Origin of the sequence: Nostoc sp. MS1 (genome assembly GCF_019976755.1) — a bacterium.
GTDB lineage: Bacteria > Cyanobacteriota > Cyanobacteriia > Cyanobacteriales > Nostocaceae > Trichormus.
The window spans coordinates 1,018,734-1,044,006 of sequence record NZ_AP023441.1 but is presented as its reverse complement, the minus strand read 5'-3'; the positions used below and the strand labels follow the sequence as shown (position 1 = coordinate 1,044,006).

At 39.4% G+C, this 25,273-nt stretch carries 15 protein-coding genes; 6 read left to right on the top strand and 9 right to left on the bottom strand.

Annotated elements, in window-relative coordinates; all coding sequences use genetic code 11:
• Positions 1-150: 150 nt before the first annotated feature.
• Entirely contained in the window at positions 151-1,668 is a 1,518-nt protein-coding gene (locus tag NSMS1_RS04475; RefSeq protein ID WP_224091476.1) for a TrbI/VirB10 family protein, read from the top strand.
• A 71-nt stretch (positions 1,669-1,739) separates the two neighbouring features.
• Positions 1,740-2,279: a hypothetical protein gene (locus NSMS1_RS04470; protein WP_224091475.1), complete on the top strand. Its 540-nt coding sequence runs from the start codon at positions 1,740-1,742 to the stop codon at positions 2,277-2,279.
• Between the two features lie 110 nt (positions 2,280-2,389).
• Here the strand turns inward: NSMS1_RS04470 and NSMS1_RS04465 are convergent, their stop codons facing one another.
• The 4 genes from NSMS1_RS04465 to NSMS1_RS04450 all read right to left on the bottom strand — a co-directional run bounded on the left by NSMS1_RS04465 (position 2,390) and on the right by NSMS1_RS04450 (position 10,847).
• Positions 2,390-7,765: an ATP-binding sensor histidine kinase gene (locus NSMS1_RS04465; RefSeq protein ID WP_224091474.1), complete on the bottom strand. Its 5,376-nt coding sequence runs from the start codon at positions 7,763-7,765 to the stop codon at positions 2,390-2,392.
• 219 nt (positions 7,766-7,984) lie between these two features.
• Positions 7,985-9,352, bottom strand: coding sequence for an FAD-binding oxidoreductase (locus NSMS1_RS04460; protein WP_224091473.1), 1,368 nt, complete (start codon positions 9,350-9,352; stop codon positions 7,985-7,987).
• 23 nt (positions 9,353-9,375) lie between these two features.
• Positions 9,376-10,110, bottom strand: a complete 735-nt coding sequence (locus NSMS1_RS04455; RefSeq protein WP_224091467.1) for a class I SAM-dependent methyltransferase — start codon at positions 10,108-10,110, stop codon at positions 9,376-9,378.
• Between the two features lie 41 nt (positions 10,111-10,151).
• Complete coding sequence (locus NSMS1_RS04450) at positions 10,152-10,847, bottom strand: hypothetical protein (RefSeq protein WP_224091465.1); 696 nt, start codon at positions 10,845-10,847, stop codon at positions 10,152-10,154.
• 575 nt (positions 10,848-11,422) lie between these two features.
• Here NSMS1_RS04450 and NSMS1_RS04445 point away from each other — a divergent pair.
• Entirely contained in the window at positions 11,423-16,975 is a 5,553-nt protein-coding gene (locus tag NSMS1_RS04445) for a translocation/assembly module TamB domain-containing protein (RefSeq protein ID WP_224091462.1), read from the top strand.
• Positions 16,976-17,242: 267 nt separating this feature from the next.
• Here the strand turns inward: NSMS1_RS04445 and NSMS1_RS04440 are convergent, their stop codons facing one another.
• Together NSMS1_RS04440 and NSMS1_RS04435 are read right to left on the bottom strand one after the other, a co-directional pair.
• Positions 17,243-17,533, bottom strand: a complete 291-nt coding sequence (locus NSMS1_RS04440; RefSeq protein WP_224091461.1) for a hypothetical protein — start codon at positions 17,531-17,533, stop codon at positions 17,243-17,245.
• Positions 17,514-17,759 carry a hypothetical protein gene (locus tag NSMS1_RS04435; RefSeq protein WP_224091459.1) on the bottom strand — a complete coding sequence of 82 codons (246 nt, stop codon included), beginning with the start codon at positions 17,757-17,759 and terminating at the stop codon, positions 17,514-17,516. Before NSMS1_RS04435 ends, NSMS1_RS04440 begins: the two co-directional genes overlap by 20 nt.
• Before the next feature lie 941 nt (positions 17,760-18,700).
• Between NSMS1_RS04435 and NSMS1_RS04430 the strand changes: the two genes are divergently transcribed.
• The 3 genes from NSMS1_RS04430 (at position 18,701) to NSMS1_RS04420 (ending at position 20,753) form a co-directional block, all read left to right on the top strand.
• Entirely contained in the window at positions 18,701-19,060 is a 360-nt protein-coding gene (locus NSMS1_RS04430; protein WP_224091457.1) for a hypothetical protein, read from the top strand.
• A 255-nt stretch (positions 19,061-19,315) separates the two neighbouring features.
• The gene (locus tag NSMS1_RS04425) at positions 19,316-19,855 is read left to right on the top strand and encodes a Dps family protein (protein WP_224091455.1); all 540 of its coding nucleotides are present in this window, start codon (positions 19,316-19,318) and stop codon (positions 19,853-19,855) included.
• Positions 19,856-19,985: 130 nt separating this feature from the next.
• Positions 19,986-20,753, top strand: a complete 768-nt coding sequence (locus NSMS1_RS04420) for a ChaB family protein (RefSeq protein ID WP_224091453.1) — start codon at positions 19,986-19,988, stop codon at positions 20,751-20,753.
• Positions 20,754-20,845: 92 nt separating this feature from the next.
• On the opposite strand, the gene NSMS1_RS04415 is transcribed toward NSMS1_RS04420, so the two are convergent.
• The 3 genes from NSMS1_RS04415 to NSMS1_RS04405 are packed head-to-tail and all read right to left on the bottom strand — an operon-like array spanning position 20,846 to position 25,193.
• Positions 20,846-21,691 (bottom strand): Rpn family recombination-promoting nuclease/putative transposase, encoded by an 846-nt coding sequence (locus NSMS1_RS04415; RefSeq protein WP_224091451.1) that lies wholly within the window; start codon positions 21,689-21,691, stop codon positions 20,846-20,848.
• Positions 21,692-21,737: 46 nt separating this feature from the next.
• Positions 21,738-22,481 carry a hypothetical protein gene (locus NSMS1_RS04410; RefSeq protein WP_224091449.1) on the bottom strand — a complete coding sequence of 248 codons (744 nt, stop codon included), beginning with the start codon at positions 22,479-22,481 and terminating at the stop codon, positions 21,738-21,740.
• Positions 22,482-22,514: 33 nt separating this feature from the next.
• Positions 22,515-25,193: a DEAD/DEAH box helicase gene (locus tag NSMS1_RS04405; protein ID WP_224091447.1), complete on the bottom strand. Its 2,679-nt coding sequence runs from the start codon at positions 25,191-25,193 to the stop codon at positions 22,515-22,517.
• Between the last annotated feature and the right edge of the window lie 80 nt (positions 25,194-25,273).

Sequence of the window (25,273 nt, the reverse complement as noted above, 5' to 3'; positions counted from 1 at the left end):
ATATCAAGCAATAAATTCTTCTCTAACTATCGAACTTGAGATTGTTCAATCTAAAATCCGTCTTGAAAGTTTTTTACGGCGAGAAACCCGCCTACAGAACTTTCCGCAAAATCTAAAATTTCTGATTTCCTACTCCCTAAGTAACACACCATGACTTACGAAACCCAACCAAAATCCTTAACTCATTTAGAAGTAGATCCTGCTGATTGGGAATCACAAATGGCTAGATTAGTCGGTTTAGCAGCAGAACCTGCTAATCATACCCCGGATATAGTGCCTATCCAGCCATCCCCAACATCACCACAAGAAGTCAAAACTGAGCAACCCCTCTCGTCTAACCCCTTTGCTAAGTTAGCTTTGGTAGGTACAGCTACTTTAGTTATGGTTATGGTAGCTGGTGTGTTTTTAACTCAGTTAATGAGTGCTGGTAATCAAAAATCAAAACCCAAGAGTTCAACTGCATCTCAGCCGGAAACACCAGCCACAAATTTTGCGCCGCAGCAAAATCTTGAACAGGAAGTAGAAACCTTAAAAACTAAATTAGCTCTGGCTGAACAAGCACAGGCTGTAAAAGTAGCACAGCAAAATCTTAGAAACGCACCACGGGTAATAGCTACTGCAACTCCGCAAACTAATACATCGGTTCCACGGGTAACAGTTACCCAAGCAACACCTACATCAGCACGACGTAGAGTTGAGGGTTATGCTCCCAATCCCTACCCCTACACACCACCTATACCTGTAGTCAGTTCTAGTAATCCCCAAGTACCACCACCTCCTGTAGTAGTATCAAATCCTGCACCAACCCCGCTCAATCCTTGGGAGCAATGGAGAAGACTATCTAAGGTGGGGAGTTACGGCCAAGCTAATCCCGTAGATCAACCTAGCATGACAGTTTCTCAGCAGCAGCCAGTTACCGCACCAAGACCACAGCTAAGTAATAACGAATACCAGCCACCACAGCCTCCTAATTATGGCATGAGTCAAGGGCAATCCCGCAATCCACAAGCATTGAAGGTAGGAACAAGTGCTAAAGCTGTATTAGCGACGGCTGTCTTTGGGGAAACTACTAGAAATAGAAGTGGTAATAATAACAATGATGACAACGACAGTAAGAACACTTTTGTTATCCGTTTAACAGAACCACTCAAAGGCGCAGATGGAGCGATCGCCGTACCAGCAAATACTGAGATATTAACTGAGCTAAAATCAGTTTCTGAACAAGGTGTGATGCAGCTCAATCTCACCAAAATGATTGTCCAAAATAATGGCGTTCTCTCAGAAAGAGACATTCCCAACAATGCACTAACAATTCGTGGTGCTGGTGGTTCTCCTTTATTAGCAAAGCAATACCCCGATCGCGGTTCATCAATTGCCGGGATGGATGCGGGTTTGTTTGTTTTGGGTGGTATAGCTAAAGGCGCAGAATTATTTAACCGTACAGATTCTTCAGTTGTGGTGAATGGTGGTAGCACTACAGTTACTACAGGCAATAACCGACGCAATTATGTAGCTGGGGTTGTCGAAGGTGGTTTAAACTCCGTGGTTCCGCAAATTTCCCAACGCAATCAACAAGCAGTTGCCCAAATGATGCAGCAAACCAATGTTTGGCTACTTGGCGCTGGAACTCAAGTAGAAATCTATGTCAATCAAGCAGTACAGCTTTAAATAATTCGTAATACTTCTCTACGAGACACTCCGTGAACGGCTACGCTCAGTACAAGTTCGTAATTAGTTTCATGAAGGCTAAAAACTATTTTCCTCGCTTGCCTTTATCTATCTTGATTTTTTCAGGTGTAATCATCTTATTAGGAAGTCGTGCGATCGCTGACAATGCTGTTCTGCGTTCTATCTTCTCCTGTCAAGCACAAGGTTTGGGCGGATTAGTACCAACTATCAAAGTATGGTACGAACAAGGAACAAACCTCAGCTTTATTCCCGCCGGTGAAAAAATCAGAAAAGTTTGGTTAAATGACCCTTCTCAAGTAACGCTAGACTTTGATGGCCCCATGTGTATGCAGTTTGGGCAACAAAGCGGTAATAGTGAAGATTGCAAAAATTCATCCGCTAACGTCATTCAACTACGACGTATTCCCAAACTCAACCTTCCTGGTGTGCGGAGTACCCAAAATACACTCCTAACAGTCATTACTGAAGGTCAAGGTCAAAGCAAACTTTATACCTTTAAAGTTCTTTACGAAGACACGCCGCCAGAATATCATACCTTAGCCATTTTCGCTGATCCCGGTGGAGCATCTTGCGCCAGAAGTTCTAATTGAAATACTGAATGCTGAGTATGGAATGAGGGGCGGGAAAAACTTTTTGATTTTTGATTGTGGTTTTTCCCGTGAGTGATTTTTAAGTATTGAGCAGAGAGGATATGACAAAATTATTTCCCAGATATTGGCAATTTCATCACAAAAGTTGTCTCAACTCCTGGTGAGGATATACATTCTAAGCTACCCTGATGTTTCTCCATAATTTGGTAGCTAATCGATAAACCTAAGCCTGTACCTTTACCAACTGGTTTTGTGGTAAAAAATGGATCAAAAACTTTATCTTTGATTTTATTATCTATCCCTACACCATTGTCAGTAATCTTAACAACTATTTGTTGATTTTCATTTATAAATGTATCTATCCAAATAGTCGGCTTATATTCTAAATCTTGATTTCCTTTTGCTGTCTGACTAATCTCTAATTCTGATACAGCATCTATAGAATTATTGAGCAAATGTAGAAAAACTTGATTTATTTGGCTAGCGTCACAAGTAATTTTAGGTAATTCTCCATATTGTTTAATAATTTTAATATTATTAAGCTTTTGCTGTAATATCATACAGGTATTATTAATACCCTCGTGAATATCTACCTGTTTGATAGCTGCTTCATCTAAGCGCGAGAAGTTACGTAAAGATTTAACTATATCACGTATACGTTCTGCACCTGTTCTGATAGAACTAAGCAGTTTTGGCAAATCATCTTTGATAAAATCTATGTCACTATCATCTGTTATTTCTAGTAAATCATCTTGAGAGTCGGGATATTTTTCTTGATAAAAATCAACAATATTTAGTAAACACTGACTATACTCTGAGATGTGCGTTACATTACCATAAATAAAATTAATCGGATTATTAATTTCATGAGCTACACCTGCTACTAATTGCCCTAATGAAGACATTTTTTCATTATGAATTAGTTGAGCTTGAGTACGCCTTAATTCTCCTAAAATAGTTTTTAATTGCTGATTCTTTTCTTCTAGTTCTTGTGTACGTTCTTTAACACGAGTTTCTAGAGTTGAATAAAAACGAGTATTTTCTAGGGAAATTGCAGCTTGTGCCGATAAAATTTGTAAGACTTCTAGTCTATTTTTAGTAAAAGCATGAGTTGTGAGATTATTTTCTAAATATAAAATACCACTCAGCTTTCCTTGATAGATAATCGGTGATACAAGAATAGATTTTGGCTGATAAGTAACAATGTAGGGGTCTTTATGGAAGTTATCTGCATGAGTTACATCATCTATTACCAGTGCTGTTTGCGTTCGGGCTACATAATTAATTAGAGATGCTGGTAATATCTGTTTTTCTGTAATAGGTATAGATTGAAATGTTGTAACAGTACCATCTTCTATGAGAGAGCCTTCAATGAGTAATTGCTGCTTTTCTTGAGCAATAAAAAATACTTTTTGTGCGCCTGCATTTTCCTTAACTAAAAACATCAGTTTTTCAAGGAAGCTAGCCATAACAATTTCACTACTTAATGCCTGAGAAGCTTTCACTACTGTAGAGATATCTAAAGATAGTGATTTTGTAGAAGTAGTAGAACTTTTAGTAATACTAATAGAAGATGATGTTGATTTTGCTATTCTCGTCAATAAATGAGGATGACGCTGTTCTAAATCTTTTACTTTGGCGATCGCTCCCCAGCAAAGGTAGTGAGAATAAGCTTCATCAAGATAATTTTTAGCTAATTTTTTTCTCCCCAATTGGCTGTAAAATGATGCAGTTAGTTCATTAGCTAAAGCAGCTTCTTGGATATAACCATGTTCTTGAGCTAGTGCGATCGCTCTGTCATAATAATCCATTGCTTGATATGTCTGCCCCTGAAGACGATATAATTCTGCTGCTACTAAATAATACTTGTGTAAGTAATTCATTGGGGCTAATTCTGCCCATTGCTGCATTTTCTCTTGATTACTTTGTACTCGCAAAAGGATATTTTTCTGTTGAGCATCTGTATGATTAGTATAAATTGCTAGTTGTGTTAGCGAATCATAAAAATAGAATATAGGCACAACAAGCTGTGCGACAGCACTATCTATATATTTACTTACAATAACCGCATGACAACTCGCTTTTTCATACTTGCCAAATAAGTAATAAAGCACAAGTTTATATAAATTTAAAAAGAAGATTGCTAAAGCATCATTGCTATCTTGATATTGAGTCAGAGACTCTTGCTCATTATAAGTTTTTCCTATTAAACTACAAGCATCTTCAGCATAATCCATTAAGTTTAAAACTACTTGATAAAGTAAGTACTGATGACTTAATGGTTGTTCTTGCTTAGTTTGGCAGATTAAATCAATATCATTTTCTATTTTCTGTTTAAGACTACTTAATTCTTCACCTTGCCAATATAAAGAACGACATTCAAATTGGTAAGACCATGCTGTATATTCTAAGTCACCACCTTCCAAACTACATTTTGAACCCAATTTAGAAAATTGTAGAGTTTCTCGTAAATGAATTTTCCAGTGAAAAATGAAATTACTTATATAAAATAATACTTTTCCATGAATAGTAGAATTAATATTTTTCGCTAAATTTAGTGCTAGCTTACCAAACTCATAACCCATTTCTCTATCATTCAGCACACCACACAAAATTAACCCATAAGCTGCATAAGCAATAGGCGAAAAAACACATCTACCATGCTTTAAAGACAGTTGTACTCGCGTTAAATTGATCAGTAACATCAATTTGGGAGAAGCTGAATAAGCCGCCGTAGAAACAGTATCCAAAATTTCCATAGCAGCTATAGCATTACTATCAGTCATTTCTGGTAGCTGGAGCAAGCTTTGAATATTATTGCTAGGAATTAAGGAATTTGTGTCTATTAATGTTTGATGTACAAAATCATCGGCAGGTTCTTCAGGTAAATTAACGCCTATACGATTAAGTAAATCTAAGCCAATTTGCACAGCTTTTTGTAACTGCTTTTGAGCTATAGCTGTCAGAATTTTTAAGTTATAAACTTTTATTTTTTCAGTTAATTGATGAGCATTTTCAATCACGCTATCTACTAAATAGTGCATTTTTTCAAATTGACCGCATAGATAGGCAACTTCTGCTGCTTCTTGATACAATTGACAGGTGAGATTATAGTTTTTTTTCCATGCTTCTCTATCTAAAATACTTATACTAATTTGAAAGTAATGGAAAGCTGGTTCATAAGCTGTTGCTTTTTTTGCTTTACGCCCAGCAATTAAGTTTAATTTAGCTAACTGAGATTTTTGTGATTCATCCTGAATAATATCAATACTTTTATTTAATTGGTTAACAATATCAAATATCTGGCTTTCTATCTCTGTATCTGGTGTATTAGCCAGCAATAATTGTCCTATTTTAATATGAGTAAATTTCTTTTCTTCATGGGGAATTAATGAATATGCTGCTTGCTGTACTCTGTCATGGAGAAATTTGTAAATAATCTGTCTACTATCAAACGAAATACTATCTTCAGGATGGAATAACAAAGGTAGGCGATATGCTTCATTAAGCGGTAAAATCAGTCCAGTTTGTAGTGCTGCATCAATTTCCTTTGCTGTATCAAATACTGATTTTTCATTTACTAATGACAAAACATCTAGGCTAAACTTATCGCCTATACAAGCTGCTAATTGGATAACTTTTTGTGTATTTAATGGTAAACGTTTGAGGCGTTTTGCTAGTAATTCAACTACACTTTGATCAGAAATACCAACAGTAATAATTTTTTCTATATCCCAGTACCACTGTTGTTCACTAAAATCAAATACTAATAGTAGTTCTTGATGTAATGCCTTGATTAATTGAGTGATAAAAAAGGGATTACCAGCAGTCTTTTGGAAGATTAATTTAGCTAAGGGGTAGCAACGATTAGTATCTTCATTTAATGTATCTACAACCAAATTAACCACATCATTTAATTCTAATGGTTGCAGGACAATATTATTTATAACTACACCAAACTGATTAATTTCTGCAATCGTGTTCATCAAAGGATGGGCTGTGTTTACCTCATTATCACGATATGCTCCAATGACTAATAAGTATTTAATATTAACATCACAAAGCAACAACTCTATTAATTTTAAAGTTGCTGCATCTGCCCATTGTAAATCATCTAAAAATATTACTAATGGATGTTCACAAGAGTAGAATACTTGAATAAAGTTTTTAAATACGCGATTAAATCTATTTTGTGATTCACTATACCCCAATTCAGATACTTGTGGTTGTTTGCCAATAATTAATTCAACTTCTGGTATAATATCAATAATTACTTGTCCGTCACTACATACAGCTTGCAGTATATGATTACGCCATACTTCTAGTTTTTCTGTTGATTCTGTTAACAGTTGACTGACTAAAGAAGAAAATGCCTGAGCAAGAGATAAATAGGGGATGTCACGCTTGAATTGATCACATTTACCACTAATAAAGTATCCCTTGGATTTGGTAATGAGCTTGTTAACTTCATTAATAACAGAAGTTTTACCTATACCTGAGTAACCAGATACTAATACTAATTCACTATTACCATGACTGATTCTAGTAAATGATTGGAGTAGTTGTTCAACTTGATTTTCTCGTCCGTATAACTTTTGGGGAATAAGTAGCTGAGAAAGAACATCTAGACGACCTGGTATAAAGTCAACTATCGTTCCTGTAGAATCGATCTGTGATAAACATTGTTCTAAATCAGCTAATAAGCCTCTAGCACTTTGATATCTATCTTCCGCATTTTTGGCCATTAACTTGTTGACAATACTAACTACGATAGGCGGAATATCTGCTACTAACTGTTGAATAGGTTTAGCTTCCTTGGCAATATGCGCATATACTAACTCTATTGGTTCATCGCTAATAAAAGGCAATTGTCCGGTAAGCATTTCGTACAACGTGATGCCTAATGAATAGAAGTCAGTACGGTAGTCTAAGTTACGGTTCATGCGTCCCGTCTGTTCTGGGGACATATAGTCCAGCGTTCCTTCTAGCTGGTTGGGGTTGACAAGTTGTGGCGTTTCCTTTCCTAACCTAGAAGCAATGCTGAAGTCAGTCAGTTTAATAATTAAATTTTCTGTATTTTTAATAATGATATTGGCAGGTTTAATATCTTTATGAATAATCTGGTTGTCATGAATATAGACTAAAGCACGAGTGATAGCGATCGCTACTTGTAAAGTAAGTTGCAGGCATGGTTTATGAGATTCTATATACTGTTTGAGACTAACGCCATCAAAATCTTCAAAGATTAATACTAATTGTTGATTATAAGTTTCTAAATTTAGTAGTTTGACAATATGAGGATGGTCTAGGTTAGCAGAAATAGAATGTTCGTGTTTAAATCTGGCAATTGTTTCTAAAGAAAACTTTTCTTCTGGCAATACCTTGAGAATAAAAGAAGTATTATTTGTAACTTGCGTAGCACGGTAAATATTAGTAACTGCTCCTGAATGGGCCAGTTCTATAATCTTGTAATCCGCAATTTGCATATTATCAGAAATAACCAAGGGATGTGTCCTAGACTTAAATTAGGGCTATGACATAGGATTCCCATATTTATCTGACTAATTCATTTAATGATGATTTTTTTATAAAATATGTACTGAAAACCCTTGACTAGAAGTCAAGGAATAAAAACCTTATAACCAGCCTCAAAACTAATTCTTATTACGCAAGTCCTGAAGCTTCAGTTCAGTAAACAAGACCAACTAACCCAAGATATGATCAGGGTCATACTTTTGTTTCAGACTTTCCCAAGTGTTATAAAGTTGCCCATAATGCTGTTGCCAATGAAAATCACCTCTGCCAAGCCACCCAGACAGGTAACGTTTTGCACCAACATCGAGTAGTAGTTGATTAACTTTTTCTAGCACATCAAGGCTTTTGCTATCTGCCATTGGTACAGCCACAGGCAGAATTGCCAAACAAAAGTTATTCTCTTGTGGCGGCATCATCAATAAACTAGGTAAATTATCTGATGCAACCATCATCGTTCTATGTCCATCACCCAAGCTGAGGGGTAGCATCTCCAGAATTTCCGGTAAGACTTGCACCAAAGTTTGAGCATCAACAAAGCATTCTATCCAGGGATGAGTTTGGTTCCATGCCCCAGTAGTTCGCATCATCTCAAAACGAGGTTGGTAGCGAAAAACATGGCTGACAGTTTCTTCGTCTTCTGTATGGATAAGCTGCCAATAATTAGCATTTGGCAATACATCACTCACAGATGGTGCAGTTTCTTCATACTCCACTCCCACTTGCAGTCCGTAAAGCCAATGGGCAAAGAACTGTTTACCGTTGGTATTGTTACGAATACCTTTAGCCGAAGTCCAACAAAAACCTTCTAGATGATCTATTTGTTGATTTTTACCTAACAATACTTGGTCATACATCCAAGCATCAAGAGAATCGTAAAGTAAGTGAAAAGTACGAGTGTATTTTTTTACTTTACGTAAGGCTAACGTAGAACCGACAATAATACCACATCTTCCTAAACCACCTAAAACAGCATCATACAGCTCACTATTTTGTGTACGGCTACAAGGAATCATCTCACTATTGCCTGTAAGGATGATTAAATCAACCACGTTAGCAATTACAGGGCCATAGGTTTTGGAAGTAGTACCAATACCACCCGTGGAGAGTAGTCCACCTACAGTTTGTTCCAGGTTTAGGGGTAAGACACAGGGAAGCATCCCATCTGCAACAGTTTTAGCAACTATATCTTGCCATGTTGCTCCAGGTTGACAAGTAATAGTCTGGGTGATGAGATCAACTCCACCGATGTGGTTGAGTTGTGTCAAATCAAGAGTATAAGCATTTTGAGCGATGGACTGTCCGCCTTGAGTGTAACCTTTACCACGGGGTTTAAGTTGTAAATGATGGTTTTGGGCCAATTGGACAGTTAATCTGACTTCTTCAATAGTGCGAGGTTGGATAATGCCTAGACTATGACCTTTAACTAGATGACCAAAATCACTGGTAACACTGGATAGACTCTCATGATCTTGGATGATATGTACACCTTCTAGATTAATTCCTTGTTCAATCATGATTGCTAGATTCAGCTTATCCAAGGTTTTTATTTTTTATATATCAGTTATGTGTGTTTAATTACAGCCCAGAATGCAGGAGGTGTCACATATCGACCATCAGGTAGCTTATGAACACTTTGGAATAAGTCTTGACCCTGGCCTAAAATTTTAAAATCAGGAAAATAACATTTAATATCCTCTGATGTGACAATTCCTGGTAATATACCATGTTCCGTAACTAATGAAAGTTCGTATGGTAGATTTCCGTACATTTCTACTAATGAATTGAAGAAGTCAATACAGCCAGCACCCAACTCAATCAAATACATTACCCCTTGTTGACCAAGTAGTATGCGTAATGATTGAGCAAGTAGTTCCCTTTTTTCTGTAGGAATGTGATGAAATCCAGTTCGCATATAAATATTGGCATCACCAATTTGAGCATGAAGTTGTTCTGCTTGTTGGGTTTCTAAACCATCAAGAAGGTGATATGTAATATTTGCCGCGTTATTTTCAAGAAAAGCTATTTCTAAAGCACTCTTAGAAACATCAACTCCAAGAACCTGTGGGAAAAATTGAGCAAGAAACTTAGTTTGTGTTCCATTACCACAAGCAAAATCAATCAGTGGTAATTGAGAATTAATTAAGTATTGAAAGCGAGGTAAATCAATCGCTGCGGCTCTTTCTACGTTAGCATCCCACAAAATTGGTGTTGAGTTAACTAAAGTTTTATGCCAATATTTTTCCCAGGCAGATGCAACATTAATGTTAGGTTTCTCATTAATGGTAAATTTTTCCATAGTTAAATGCCTCCACTTTTAATGCTAAATGTTTTTACTGTCTAACTAAGGTTAATAGCAGCTTCCAATGTACGGGTGTTAGGTAGCGCGATCGCTAATCCGTCAAACATTAATTCAAAAGCTTGAAACATGCGATCAATCATATTGAAAAGCTTATTCAATTCCTCATAGTTTAGCTGGAAATTATTTAAGCAGGCTTGAATTTCTTCCTCAAACAGTTCGTGATTTTTCTCAACACCAAGATGATGATTAGAAAAATACTTTAACTCATGATGATAGTTATGTTTTTCAACAAAATTAGCAATATATTCAAAAAAAACATGACCTGCTGATTCTAGCGTCAGGATGATCATAATTCTTTCATAGTCATAATTAGCTCGAAATACTTCTGACATGAGCGAAAAAGTGGCATCTCTCACAGCAGCATGAGGTTTACTATATAAAACTTGCAAGTTTGGTTGTTCTAGATCCATCATTTTTAAGTCATGTAAAAACCATTTTTCGTGACCTAAATCTTCTATAAAATGCTGTTGAACAATTTGATAGTATTCTCTATCGGTAATTCGGGATAGATTTATTCTCAATAAGTCTTGGAAAGACATTACCCAAAAACTAATATTGTGAGCTATTACTGCAAACTCATTCAATTTGTATTGACTACTATTTAATTTCTGAAATAGCTGATTATTTTTTAAGGTATTTTGTTTGGCTTTGAGATATTCTTGTGTAATCATCATATTCTTCTCGTTTTTTTTAAGATAACTTTTTGACTAAAACGAGAACATGGGTGTTAACACCGATATTTTATATTTTATGAAATACAAATAGGTAATAAATATTTAGACGAATATACTGCTGACTTTGATCAATACGGTATTTACTTAAGTGACTATTACATTGGTTTTGAAGAACGCTTTTTTATAAAAACTTTAGTTGATTAACCTATAGTTTAATAACAATCAAAAATGTACATAATGAAAAATATTTATTCTAAAATTATTTACTACTAAAATAGTATTGATATGTCTTCAAGCTATTGCTATGTAAGTGTTTCACACAAAACAGTAAAATATTTATATATAAAGATTAAATATTAAAAAATGGCTTTAAAAACTACTATTTTATACTACAAATAGTATCAATTTATCTTTTTTAATCATGATTGTATAATCAAAATTATTGGGTAATGTCAATACTCCATTAGAGGTAGATATAAATCCATCTAAGAAAAGTTTTTATAAAACAGAAGAACTACTATGTTGTTGTGGGGTGATAGATTTATTGTTACTTACTAACGATAGTATTCACGAAAATGACGCGCTCTCCCAATAACCGCCGTTTATCTCTACAACTTCTTAGACAAACTAGTCTGGTTGTAGGATTTGTAGCATTGTCAGGAATTACTATCGGTACTTTGTGGGTAAGAAACTATGTATATAACGATTTAGTTCCCTTAGTCGAGACTAACTTAGAGCAATTGCTGGGACGCTCTATCAAATTGGGGCAAGTTGAACGTTTTAGCTTATCTAGTCTGAGATTTAGTTCGCTATCGATACCAGCAACCCCCACAGACCCTGATAGAGTGGCTGCACAAGCTGTAGATGTGCGGTTTTCGCCCTTACAAGTTCTCTTTACCCGGACGTTAGTATTAAACGTCACTTTAGTCAAACCCAATGTTTTTATTCAACAGGATCAAGATGGTCGTTGGGTAACGGCGCAAGTCAAGACTGGCGAGGGCAAAGGCCCAATTCAAACGCAGTTACAGTCACTAGAGCTTGTTGATGGAAATGTTGAGTTATTACCAGCCACAGCACCAACCAGACCGAGAGGTTCTGTAGTATTAACACAAGTTGGTGGTATTGCCAGATTTTCACCTGATAATCAGAGGATAGGTTATCAAATCAATGGGCAACTCACCAGAGGGGGAGCAGTTAAAATCTCTGGTGAAACACAACCAAAAGCACAACTAACAAATCTTCAACTAGCAGCACAAAGTGTCCAAGTCTCTGAGGTCAGCCGTTTAGCTAACTTACCAATTGTCTTGCAAGCTGGACGGGTTGATGCTGACTTGGCGGTGCAAATTCCTCCCAAACAGTCGGACATATCAATTACGGGAACGGCTACGCCAACTCAAGTGACGGCGAAAGTGCAGAACTTGCCGCAACCGTTTTCTAACGCCAATGGTAGATTAACGTTTCAAGGACAGACAATTACTGTAGAGAATCTCAGTGCTAACTTTGGCCAAGTTCCCTTGTTGGCGAATGGCACTGTTAATCTGCAAACAGGTTATAATCTTGTGGCTCAGGTGAAGTCAGTTAATGCCAAACAACTCTTAGACACTTTTAAGGTAAAATCGCCAGTCGCCGCAGCCGGAGAAGTTACAGCCGCTATCAAAGTCCAAGGTGCATTACAGCAGCCAGTCCTGAGTGGGACAGCTAGTAATATCAAACCTATCCAAGTTGACCGTGTTTTATTTACAGGTGTAAAAACTGACTTTCGCTTGAGTGTAGCAGATAAGGTTACTCAAATTGCCATACCTAATTTAACATTGGTTCCCGCCGCAGGTGGTCAAATTATCGGCAGTGGTCAAGGTCAACTAGGGGGTAATGTCAACTTTAATATTGAAGCTGGTGGTATTTCAGGGGATATACTGGCACGGACTTATGGTATAAATCCACCTACAAATATTGGCAATGTCTCAGCTAAAGCAGCAATTACTGGTTCTTTAGGAAAACAGCCTCTAGCATTAAATGTTGCTAGTGTGCAAGTGCAACCTCCAGCCGGGGGGCAAATTGTCGGGCGTGGTCAAGTCCAATTGGCTCCTCAAGGTAACGTTTCATTTAACATTCAAGCGCAAAATTTACCAGGGGATGCAATAGCTAAAACAAACAACAACAATATTAAAGTTGGTAATGTTTCCGCCAATGCCAGAGTATCCGGCACTTTGGGCAATTTACGAGCGGTGGCACAGGTGCAAGCACCAACGGCTACCTATCCCACGACAGGGGAAATTGTTGTTGCACAACAAGGAAATCTTCTCTTACCGAGTGCAGTCTTGAATGTGGCTGGTGGTACTGTTAAGGCGAGTGGTCGGGTTATTCAACAACGCTGGCAAGCGGCTGTCAATGCCTCGCAAATTCAACTCAACCGTTTTGCCCAGATACCACCGCAGTTTCAGGGAGTGTTGAGCAATGCCACGTTCAATTTATCAGGCAGCACGGCTTCTTTCCAACCCTCAACTATCCAAGCAAGCGGACGGGCGAACCTAAATGTGGCAGGCGGTAGAGTTAACCTCAGAGATGTCAACCTCAACAATGGAAGATGGCAGGCTGTAGCTAACGCTTCGCAAATTCAATTCAACCGTTTGGCACAAGTACCGCCCCAGTTCCAAGGGGTATTAAATAATGCCACCTTCAATTTATCAGGCAACACGGCTTCTTTCCAACCTTCAACTATCCAAGCAAGCGGACGGGCAAGCCTGAATGTAGCAGGTGGTACAGTTAATGTTAGAGATGTCAACCTCAACAATGGGCGTTGGCAAGCTGTAGCTAACGCTTCGCAAATTCAACTCAACCGCCTCTCACCCCAACTACGCGGACGACTCAATAGTAATGTTCAGTTGGCAGGAACTACAGCATCGTTCCAACTTGCAGATATTCGCGCTGCTGGAGAAATTAATGCTTCTCAAGGAATTGCACAGTTAGCCCAACCAATTAACGCTCAGTTTCAGTGGAATGGGCAGCAAATTATAGTGCAACGCGCGACAACCCCAGGACTGAGTGCGAATGGTGCGATCGCAGTACAATTACCAGAATCAGGTACACCCCAAATCGCTGGCTTGAATTTGAATGTCCAAGCCCAGAATTTTGACCTCAGCAAGACTGGTTTTCAAACCCCTGGCGATATAGCAGTTGCTGGGTTACTCGATTTTAATGGCCGAGTTACAGGCACTCTCAATACTCCCCAAGCTACTGGTAATATCCGCCTACGCAATTTTAATGTTGGTAACTTGGCATTTGACCCAGTTTTAACTGGTAACGTCAATTTACAAGGCGGACAAGGGGGAAGCCTACGACTCGCAGGCACACAAGATAAGATAGCTCTGAACTTAAATGCTAATTATCGTCCCACTTCGTTTTTAGTGCAACGCGGTGGCGCTGTCACCACAGGCAGAACCGAAGGAGACAATTTAATTATCAACGCCCAACAGTTCCCCATAGCTCTGGCGAGTGCTTTTTTACCTAATAATCAACTCAGACCGTTAGGTGGGACATTATCAGGGAATTTAACTGTCAATCTCAATAATTATGCCTTAGCTGGTGATGTAGCGATCGCTAATCCCCGCATAGCTAGAGCCTCAGCCGATGAGTTTCGTGGTAATATAAACTACGCGGGTGGTACTGCTAGTTTAAGTAATGGATTACTACGTGTAGGTGATAGTAACATTGCTGTCAGTGGTAGTTTGCAAGCAGGCAATGACCCCAAATTTCAAGTCCAAGCCAACCTCAATCAAACGCGGGTAGAAAATTTATTACAAGCATTCAATATTTTTGACTTCCGAGATTTTGGCGGTGGCTTAGAAGCACCCACCCTTGCGGGAGCGGAAGCACTCAACACTACACCCGTGCGTTTACCCAATGCAGATTTACAAACCCAGTTGGACTATTTCCGCCAAATTCAGACAAAAGTAGCACAACAACAGCAACAAGATAGACAACAACAGCCACCTTTACCCAGCCTCAAAGAATTAACAGGTGCATTGAGTGGGGATATAACCGCCAGTGGTTCCTTACGGACTGGGTTGAATGTCGGCTTTAACTTTCAGGGTGCTAACTGGCAATGGGGTGATTACTCAATCAGTCAACTCGTTGCTGATGGCAATTTTGCGGATGGTGTTCTTACCCTATCACCTTTACGTGTAGGTATAAATGGGGGATTAGTAGCTTTTGCCGGAAAGTTAAATCCTGAGCAGTTATCAGGACAGTTGAGTGTCAACAGTTTACCGCTATCACTGTTAGATCCGTTTATTGCTCGATATCCTATAGATATTACCGGACAAGTAAATGCGATCGCTAACTTAGCAGGTAGTTTAAAAAATCCTACAGCTACAGGGCAAGTAACTTTAGCCAACGCCACCTTAAACAAACAACCTGTGCAAACAGGTCAAGCCAACTTTGACTATAATAATGCCCGTCTCAACTTTGACAGTACCTTACTCCTGACAGGTACACAACCCATTGCTATTAACGGTAGTGTACCTGCCGCCTTACCTTTTACTACTCAGCCAACAAATAACAATATTAATGTTAACGCCAATGTCAGCAATGAAGGTTTATCACTGTTGAACCTGTTAACCAATAATCAAGTTGCTTGGGTGAATGGACAAGGACAAGTCAACGTCAATGTCCAAGGTACTTTCAACCAGCCAATCATTAATGGTAATGCCACAATTAACAATGCAACTATTAGCGCCCAAGCCTTAACCAATCCCCTCACCAACGTCACAGGCACACTACAATTTAATGGCGATACCCTGAATGTCCAAGGAATTCAAGCTACGTATAATCAGGGGTTAGTAACTGCGTCAGGAAGCCTACCAATTTTCACGGCTGGGGACGTAAATAATCCCCTAACAGTAGCCATACAAGATAAACTAAATCTTCAAGTTGCAGGTTTATATACAGGAGATGTCAGTGGTAATGCGGTGATTCGGGGAACAGCCCTAAAACCTAGAATTGGTGGTGAGATTACAGTCAGTAACGGTCAAGTTACTATCGGTAACACAAGTAATAATAAGTCACAAACAGCAACTACAACAAATAATCCCACAACTATTCAATTAGACCGAAATCAGCCAGCAGCAACAGCTACTCAACAACAAGCAACAACAGCAACGAATCCTACAACTATTGAATTAAATGGAAATCAATCAGCAACACAAGTTACTCAACCAGCAACAACTAGACCTAATTTACCGATAGAGTTTGCAGATTTACGTTTAAATCTGGGTAATGGCGTGCGTGTTACCAGTCAGCCGCTACTAAGTTTTGTACCAGGGGGAGCAGAGTTTATTCAGCCGCTACTGAGGTTTGACGCTAAAGGTGACTTGACTATTAACGGTACTTTAGCTCAACCTCGTCCTCAAGGAGTCATTCGTTTGACAGGGGGACGAATTAGCTTATTTACCACTGAGTTTACCTTGGAGCGGGGCTATGAACAAACTGCAACATTTACACCAAGTCAAGGACTTGACCCTACTTTAGATGTGCGGCTAGTGGCAATTGTACCAGAGGCATCGAATACAAGCGATCGCATTTTAGAATCGCCTTCATCTGCGGAAATCAGTGATGCTTCTCCTACCACCTTCGGTACATTACGTACAGTCCGCGTCCGAGCTATAGCAACAGGGCCAGCTAGTCAATTAGCCAATAATCTAGAACTAACAAGTGAACCCAGTCGTAGTCGAGGCGAAATTGTTGCTTTGTTAGGTGGTTCAATTTTAAATAACTTTGCTCAAGGAGACGCTGGACAAGGATTGACCAGTTTTGCCAGTTCTACTATTTTAGGCAGTTTGCAAGGCACAATTACAGCGATCGGTCAATCTATCGGTTTTAGTGAATTTCGTATCTTTCCCACTCCTAGAACTAGTCGAGAATCAACTAGAGCTTCAGTGCTGGATTTGTCAGCAGAGGGTGTATTTGATATCAATCGCAATTTCTCTCTTTCTTTATCAAGTCCTCTGTCTACCACTACCTCTCTGCGTTACAACGTACTCTACCGTCTCAATGATGATGTTCTTGTACGTGGCTCAACCAATCTAGGGGATGATAGTCAATTATTTGTAGAATATGAAACCCGTTTTTAACAGTTATTAGTTATTAGTGGTTAGAAAAGAGATATGTCTTTATTGCACATTTTGAATTATGTGTAGGTTCTTTACAAAACTGTTGAACAAGTCATCAGAGAGACTAATTTGAGATTTCTTATAGTTTTGACAACAAATTAGGAAAATTAGTCTTGTTGCCAATGTCTATAAACTTTATGAATAAAGGTTTTCAATCCAAAATCCAAAATCTAAAATCCAAAAGTGCTATGACTGGCTCTGATGTAAAAAACCTACAAGTGTAAAGTTTTAGTTATAATCAAAATTCGTCAAAGGTTTTCTTAACAAAAATACATTTCTTCGTTTATTCTTATGTTTGGCGCTAGTTAGATAATTATCTGCATAGCGAAAAGCAGATGCACCATCATAAGCAGCGATCGCTACAGCTTGGAAAAATACCTGAGTCGGAACTAGGTAATTTGATAGCTTTTGAGTCAAAATTAATAAATCTTCATCTGTTGCGGGTACAGCTACAGCTTCTGACCAGTCTGAACTATCAAAGCTATCTTCAAAATTATCTTCAATTAGCAGTTTGGACATTTTCTACTCTCCCAAAAGCATAAGATGCAAAGCCAGCAATTAAATTTAGTTGTTCTTCCCGTGTTTGTAGGTTGTCTGGTAGCTCGTTGTAAGAACAACCAATTTCCTGCAAAATCTGTAAACAATAAGCACTTAGTTCATTGGATGAGGCTCTTTCCCACTCATGAGCAACCTCTTTTGCCATCACCTGATTGACGCGGATAACGTTCGTTACAGGGCTAATCATCAACTTACTCTCATAAACTTGATAATCGAAGTTTTGATCAAAAGTACTGGTTTACGTAACCGTGATTCTGCTGAATTTATGAAGACGTTTAAGAGAACTATCAGCGCATTTGCGGAACGTTAGCTTAAGGGATTACTTACAGTGAGACAAGTTTAAATGTTTCTTCTTCCTCAATTTAAACTACGTAAAAACTGTTACTGAAGAGTATTTCAAGAATTATTACGCAGAGATTTACCAAAAAAATACAGAACTAAAAAACAACCTTAAAAACTTCAATCCGTACACGATGGGGTTTTTACTAATTAATTTAGTACTTACGAATTTTAACGTACCCATACTTATACGAATAATCTATCAAGTTACACCAAATAAATGATGTGTTGAAGTTGTATATTTGGTTTGGGAGAGTGAAGAATAAAGCTCATATTCATCAAACAACCACATTCAACAAAAAAGATTACCTTTCATGATAAATGATTATCGAGTTTCTTTATCCTAATTATTGTTAAAATAATGATTACTTTATAAAAGCCTTGGTATCTTCAGATTATTAAGGTTAGATAATAAATATTATCTACTTTTTAGATTTTTCCCTAAAAGAATTTTAATTAATTACGTATTCAAACATTTTTTTATTACTACTCTATCTAAAGAATGATTTAATTGTAAATAAAAATAAAGTACATTTCACTCCCCAGGTCGATGTATTGCTTATTTTTTTTAGTATATAAAATTATCATGCGAAGCTCACGGAAGGCTAATAAAGATATACACTTAGCAACCCTGTATTTTTGGGTTAATGCAAGTATATCAGAAATAATTCTTCCTAGAGCTAGTAACTCGACAACTTATAGAAAGGAAGCTAAATAATTTAGTTTTATTAAATGCTTCTTTCCCAAAGTAAGAGTTAAATGTTGTTTTCATTGTTAACGAGGTTTGTAATGAAGATTTTTAGTGTAGTTTTATCTATGTTACGTCCTGTACGTTTTCTAATTATTGCTTTTACCTGTGCATTGCTATTGTTGTCTAGCACAGTTCCAGCTTTGGCAATCACCAGCTACCAAAGTGACAATACAGAAGAAACCGATCAGCTTCTAGAGATTCAAAAAGCAACTGACGAAGTTGGTAGATCCGCACCTCCTGGATTGAAAGAAGTACAGAAGAAATCTAACGAAGGACTAAATGAGGTTCAGGGAGCCGCAGATATTGATAAGCAAAAGCGTCCTGAAAATTCTCAAGACTCATCCTCAGTAGAAGGCGAAATCCAAAACTTGCTAGAAAAAGTTACAGGTAAAAAGTAAGTAGTAGAACAATAGAAGTTTCTACCTGAAACGATAGGACTTGAGTAATAGGTAATAGGTGATGATAAAAACACCTGTTACCTATTATTTATTATCAAGTTGTAGTTTAATTTTATTAATTAATATAGAGCCACTGAATAAAAGTAGTCCTTTAGTTGTAAATATTTATCAAGATATAATCTTTCCAGTGACCGATGTAGATGTGACCTATATTTTGAGAAGTTAATACATAAGTTCACCTGGGAATTAAAAGCAATGCCTAGAATAAACATTGGTTTGACAGACGAGCAACGTCAAGGGGTAATTAATCTGTTGAATCAAGATTTAGCAGATTCTTATTTACTTTTGGTGAAAACGAAAAAATACCACTGGGATGTAGTTGGGCCTCAGTTCCGTAGTCTGCATCAACTGTGGGAAGAACACTACCAAACACTAACAGAAAACATTGATGCGATCGCAGAACGAGTTCGCACTTTAGGCGGTTATCCTGTAGGCTCCTTAGAAGGATTTCTCCAAATCGCTACCCTCAAGGAACATGCAGGTAATGTCCCCAGCGCAACAGGAATGGTAGCTAACCTCGTTCAAGACCATGAACAGTTGATTCGCAATATCAGAGACCACGTAGACCGCAGTGGCGAAGAGTTTCAAGACCAAGGAACTGCTGACTTCCTTACCGGACTCATGGAACAACATGAAGAGATGGCTTGGATGCTACGCTCTTTCATTGAAGGCGAATCAGTTGAACCAAGCGGTACACAACCAGCAACAGAAACCAAAACTCCTATTGGTGTGTAAATATTTTCTCTCTACGCCTTTAACAAACTCCATCCTCCAGTGGGTGGAGTTTTTGCCACTAGCCAGTAGTTAGTAAATATGTCAAAACCACTGACACGCGAACAGCGCAATAAAATTAAGGAGTATTGAAGTGCCAGAAGTTTATCAAGCAGAACGTACTATTTCTACTGTATTTAAAGAACAGAAGCAAGTTGATGATGTAATTCGCCGTTTGTTAGATAGAGGTGTACCCAGAGATCATATTTCGATCATGGGTAGAAACTTTCAATCAGAAACTCGCATTGCAGGTTTTATTACCAAAAGAGATGTAATCTTAGGTGGTTTGCGGACAGGTGCAATTTTTGGTTCCTTGTTTGGTTCCTTCCTCAGTTTGCTGACAGGCGTAGGCGTACTATTTATTCCCTTTGTCGGGCCGATTGTGGCGGCTGGTCCCATTAGCGCCTTGTTATTGGGTGCGGCTAGTGGTGCGATCGCAGGTAGTGCTGGCGCTGGTTTAGTCTCCGTTCTCACCACCTTGGGAATGCCTGAAGATAAAGCGGCAATTTATCAAACCCGCTTACAAGCTGGTGAGTTTTTGTTACTAGCAGAAGTACCAAGCGATCGCGCTGGTGAATTTCAGTTGTTGTTAGAAAGTGCTGGCGGCGAGGAAATCAGCACAATCGATAAAACCCTGGCTCGTCCTTGTCCTGGCCCTTGTAATAGTCCAGAAGACTTATCTCCAGAAGTGCGTTCTCACCTTTCACCAGACGCACAAAGCACCTTTATTGAACGCTATAACAATGTGCTAAACGAAACTACTGACGAGTTCACAGCAGAACAAGCGGCTTGGGAAGCTGTTCATCAAAAATTTGACGAAGATGATAATGGTGTTTGGTCAAAAGTTAAAGTCGGCGTTTAACAATAAAATTGTCACTGTTTTTTAAATCAATAAAAATTGCTGACCCCCAGTTTTTTATATAAGCTGGGGGTTTTGATATTAATCAATAATTGTTAATTAATTTCTTGTCTTTCTAACCAAGCCTGTAAATCAGCCAAACTAGTAAAATCTAATAAAGCTTCGCTCAAATCTTCCAGAACAGGCAAAGGTAAGCCAGAAATTAAGGAGCGCGTTTCCTCAGATAGTTCTCCAAAACGCTTAGTTAGCAGACGGATTACAAGATTAAGAGTTGCTTCTTCTCGTCCTTCTTCTTTTATTTCTCGATAAACTCTCGTTTGCTTTATTGTTATATCAAGCATAGACTCAACCTCTCTTCTACTTAATTGCTCAAATTTGTACACCATAATTGTTGTAACTATCTCCATTATGGCGCGACTTGCTGATTCGCTTACCTCTTGACGAGTCCTTGTCAACAAATACCTAGCTTCTTGAGGTGCTTGGCTTTCCTCAAGGGTGGTGAGTACCATTATTGCTACCCATAAAGGAAGTTGACGAATATCCCCTAATTCATCCAAATAAACTCTCAGCACTTGTCCACCATTGAGTAATGAGCGATGAGGATGAATATCATTTTGCTCAATATTACGAGATGGGTAGATGATTACTGCTTGCCAATCGCTAAACCTAGCACGGTTGCGGTAAAAATACAGTGCCGATTCTGCGAATACTCTCTCATAAAGCTGTTCATCTTTTTGAAATTGTACCTCGCAGAAATACACAACCCCAGCACCCTCATTTTCTGGCGGGAGAAACACCCCATCAATTTCAAATTTTGGTTCTTTGACAGCTACTGAATCAAATCGATAAGCATCTGCATTTGGTGGGCGATTTGTCAATAATTCAAATAGCAATGTCGGACATTGTTGAAAGAGTTTGTAAAAAATTGAGTCCCGACGCATTAAGAGTTGTAATCATAGTAAAAATTACCATGTATTAACTTGCCATTTAACTGGGGTTAAGGACAACAATTACTTGTGCAAGCCTCATTCCTAAAGGTTTCCAATGGCGATCGCTAGAGGAAAAAGTACCATCCCCTGAAACGGCTTTATAAGCATTGGGATATTTATTACCAGCGTTAGGAGCCGCGTCTGCCCGTAAAATAAGTTTGCCTTGGTAGCGTGATAACTTGCTACTTTCTAACAAAATCGTACCGGAGTAATCCCAACCCAGCCCATATAGTTTAAAGTTGCCTAGTTTATTGCGTAACTCACTCCAAGGAGTTCCTACACCTATACCTTCGCGGGTTTTCCATGCAGTTCCTAAGTCACGCACCTCTGAAGGTTTAGTGCGAGTTGTATCAGTCCAGACTATCAAAAATGAGCGATCGCTGTTGAGATTTACTTGAGTAGCAGCAAAACTACCAATCCCTTCAGCACCAGAAATGGTTTTATCAACCAAGCGGGACGCACCAAAAATTCTTGCTAATTCTTTTCTAGTCGTTGTACGTGTAACTGGGCCGACTCTTTCCCCAGGTACGATTAAGGTATCTGTTGACTGCGACCTTTGAGCAACCCTTAGACTTTGAGGTTGATTGTTTGGTAGCGCCACTACTGGGTTAGCGGCAAAACCCAGTAGTAAAGTTAGGGTAGCGGCGGCAATGCTGGAAACAGATGACTTCACAATGCACCTCAATGGAGAAAATAGTTCGTTCTTACTACTTTCTACAATTCCCCAATCCTCATTTCCCATCACTCACTAAGAAATAAGTTTTGTGACAATCTCCTACTCCACAACCTCATTCACCGGGAATCGGTCAATCAGTTGCATTGCTCGGTAGGCGTTACGCTGTAATACATCGGGTAAATATGGAACGTGGGGGATTTGGGATAACAAATCCAAAGTCCGGCGTAAAATTCGCACTACATCACCTTCATCCAAGGTAGTGTTTTGGCAAAGATCACTCCATTCGGTTCCTAAAGCCCACTGTTCCACCAGAGCAATTAAGCCAATATAGCGATTCTCCAAACCTACAGGTAAGGCTACACCATGCCGATATTGCACCTTCAGGACAGAGCGACGGGTTTTTTGTAATCTCGACCAAGCGTCATCTATTTCTGGCGAAAGGTTGAAGTTAACTCTGCTATCTGGGCGGGGGGTTTCTGTAACTAAGGCGGCGATAGTAGCGGCTAAGTGGTGGGGATCTAAATTATTTAACTCTCCACTAGCCAAAGCTAACCCTAACCATAGTTCATTTTCTCCCCGAATGGCGGCGGCAATTTGACCCAGTTGGGTGGGTACTAAGTTATCTAAGCAATCGAATTGCTGCAAGATAGTAATTAAGTTGAGAAACTCCTCCCAATAACGCTGAGATTGTTGCTCTACTACAGCCTGCATCTGTTCGAGTTCGGCTTCTAGTTCCACATAACGGGCGCGGGCTTTGAAAATTGTCGCCACACTACCTGATTGATGCAGAGGATTGGCTTCTAATTGCGCTTGAATGGCGGTGGTGCGGCTGAGTTGTTCTGCTACCTCTGGGGAGAGATGTAGCGTGCCATCTGGGTCAGGGATACTTTGGGCGATCGCAAATGTTTCCTTCGCACCACGGCTCGACTGACCCGGTTTTAGCATCAATTCTGGTGGTGGTATGATGTCTGGCGGCACATCGACGCGCGGTAGTTCGGCATATAAATCAACTACATCCTCACTAGCAGCCACATACCACCGATTATCTTGTCCTAAGCACACCAAGCAAGGCGATTGAGAACCTGAAGTTTTACCCACTAACACGGCTGTTACGGGAGAGGAAACATTAATATTTTTTCCCTTGAGACTCACCAGTGTTCCCGAAACGGCAAAATCCAAAAGCATTTTAATTTGCTCTTGTCGCTCCTCCTGGGCTTGCTCTTGTAAAGTCTTCAATAACTGGCGTTCTACTTTCAACCGTTGCCGCAATTTTTCATAAATCGCTATATCATTCTCGTCAACGGAGTTGATTAGTTCCTGTAGCTTGGCTAATTCGCCTTCTAAGGCGGCCATTTCCTCGTAGTCCGGGCGCAAATGCAAAGTCGCCATGTACTGCCCAAAACTGCGTTCGATCAGTTCTTTGGCTTGTTCTATGGTGTGGGTTTGTAGTAAGTTCAACACCATACCGTAGCTAGGCGTAAACTGACTAACTAAGGGGTCTGGTTTGGATGTGGCTAAATAAGCAGCTTCTTTAGATCCTTCAAAGGGAGTCTGCACTGTAACCACATGACCTTGCTTATCCATCCCCCGCCGACCAGCCCGTCCTGCCATTTGCAGAAATTCCGAAGCGTTGAGGAGGCGGTGTCCGGTGTCGGTACGCTTGGAGAGGGTGGAAATAACTGTCGTCCTGGCAGGCATATTAATACCTGCGGCTAAGGTTTCCGTGGCGAATACAACTTTAATTAGCCCTTGCTGGAATAATTCTTCTACCAACACCTTCCAAGCTGGTAAAATCCCGGCGTGGTGGGCAGCAATTCCCCGATATAGGGGGGCAATTTGTCCAGAACGTCCAGCATCCGGGTTTTTGGCTAAGAAGTCATCGATTTGCCGCCGCAATATTTGCGACTCGTCATTATCAACTAGCCATAAATCACCTACTTCTGCGACAGCTTTATCACAGCCCCGACGACTGAAGATAAAATAAATCGCTGGCAACATATCCCGTTGCTGTAGCTGACTCAGGGTATAGATGATGCCGGGGGCTTCGGGTCTGCCATTTTTTCCCCTATCCCCTTGTCGCTTTTTACCTCTATTGGCTAGGCGGGGGTTAATTTTGGTTTTGCTGTCATTCAGCAGGGGAAACAACCCCTTGGGATTACAGTAGTGAAACTCTAGGGGAACAGGGCGAAAATCGGAATAAATCAGGTCGGTGGGGCCGTGGACGCGATTTAGCCAGTCGGTGAGTTGGTCACTATTAGCAACGGTGGCTGACAGGGCTACTAGTTGCACTTCGCGGGGACAATAAATAATCGACTCTTCCCAGACTGTACCGCGTTGGCGATCGTTCATGTAATGGCACTCATCCAGCACCACTGCTTCTACATCTACGAGAGAAATGCCAACTTGCCCGATTGGTGTACCGTAGAGCATATTCCGAAAAATCTCTGTGGTCATCACCAAAATTGGCGCATCTCTGTTAATGGAAGCATCGCCAGTTAACAGCCCAACCAGATCAGACCCAAATTTTTCTCGAAAATCACGTAATTTTTGGTTAGACAACGCCTTGAGGGGAGTGGTATAAAATACCCGTTTCCCCCGTGCCAAAGCACGATAGATGGCATATTCTCCAACTAACGTTTTGCCCGAACCTGTGGGCGCACACACAACAACAGAGCGCCCCGCGTTAAGGGACGCGATCGCATCTTTTTGAAACTGATCTAGATCAAAGGGAAATATCGACCCTAAGTCCAGTTGTGGAGACGGCGCGGGATAATTCACTCAATTATTTTTTCAAGCAGACTGTTTACTATATTAACGAGTCTTTTGTCAACTTCGACAAGGAGATGGAATTAAGGCAC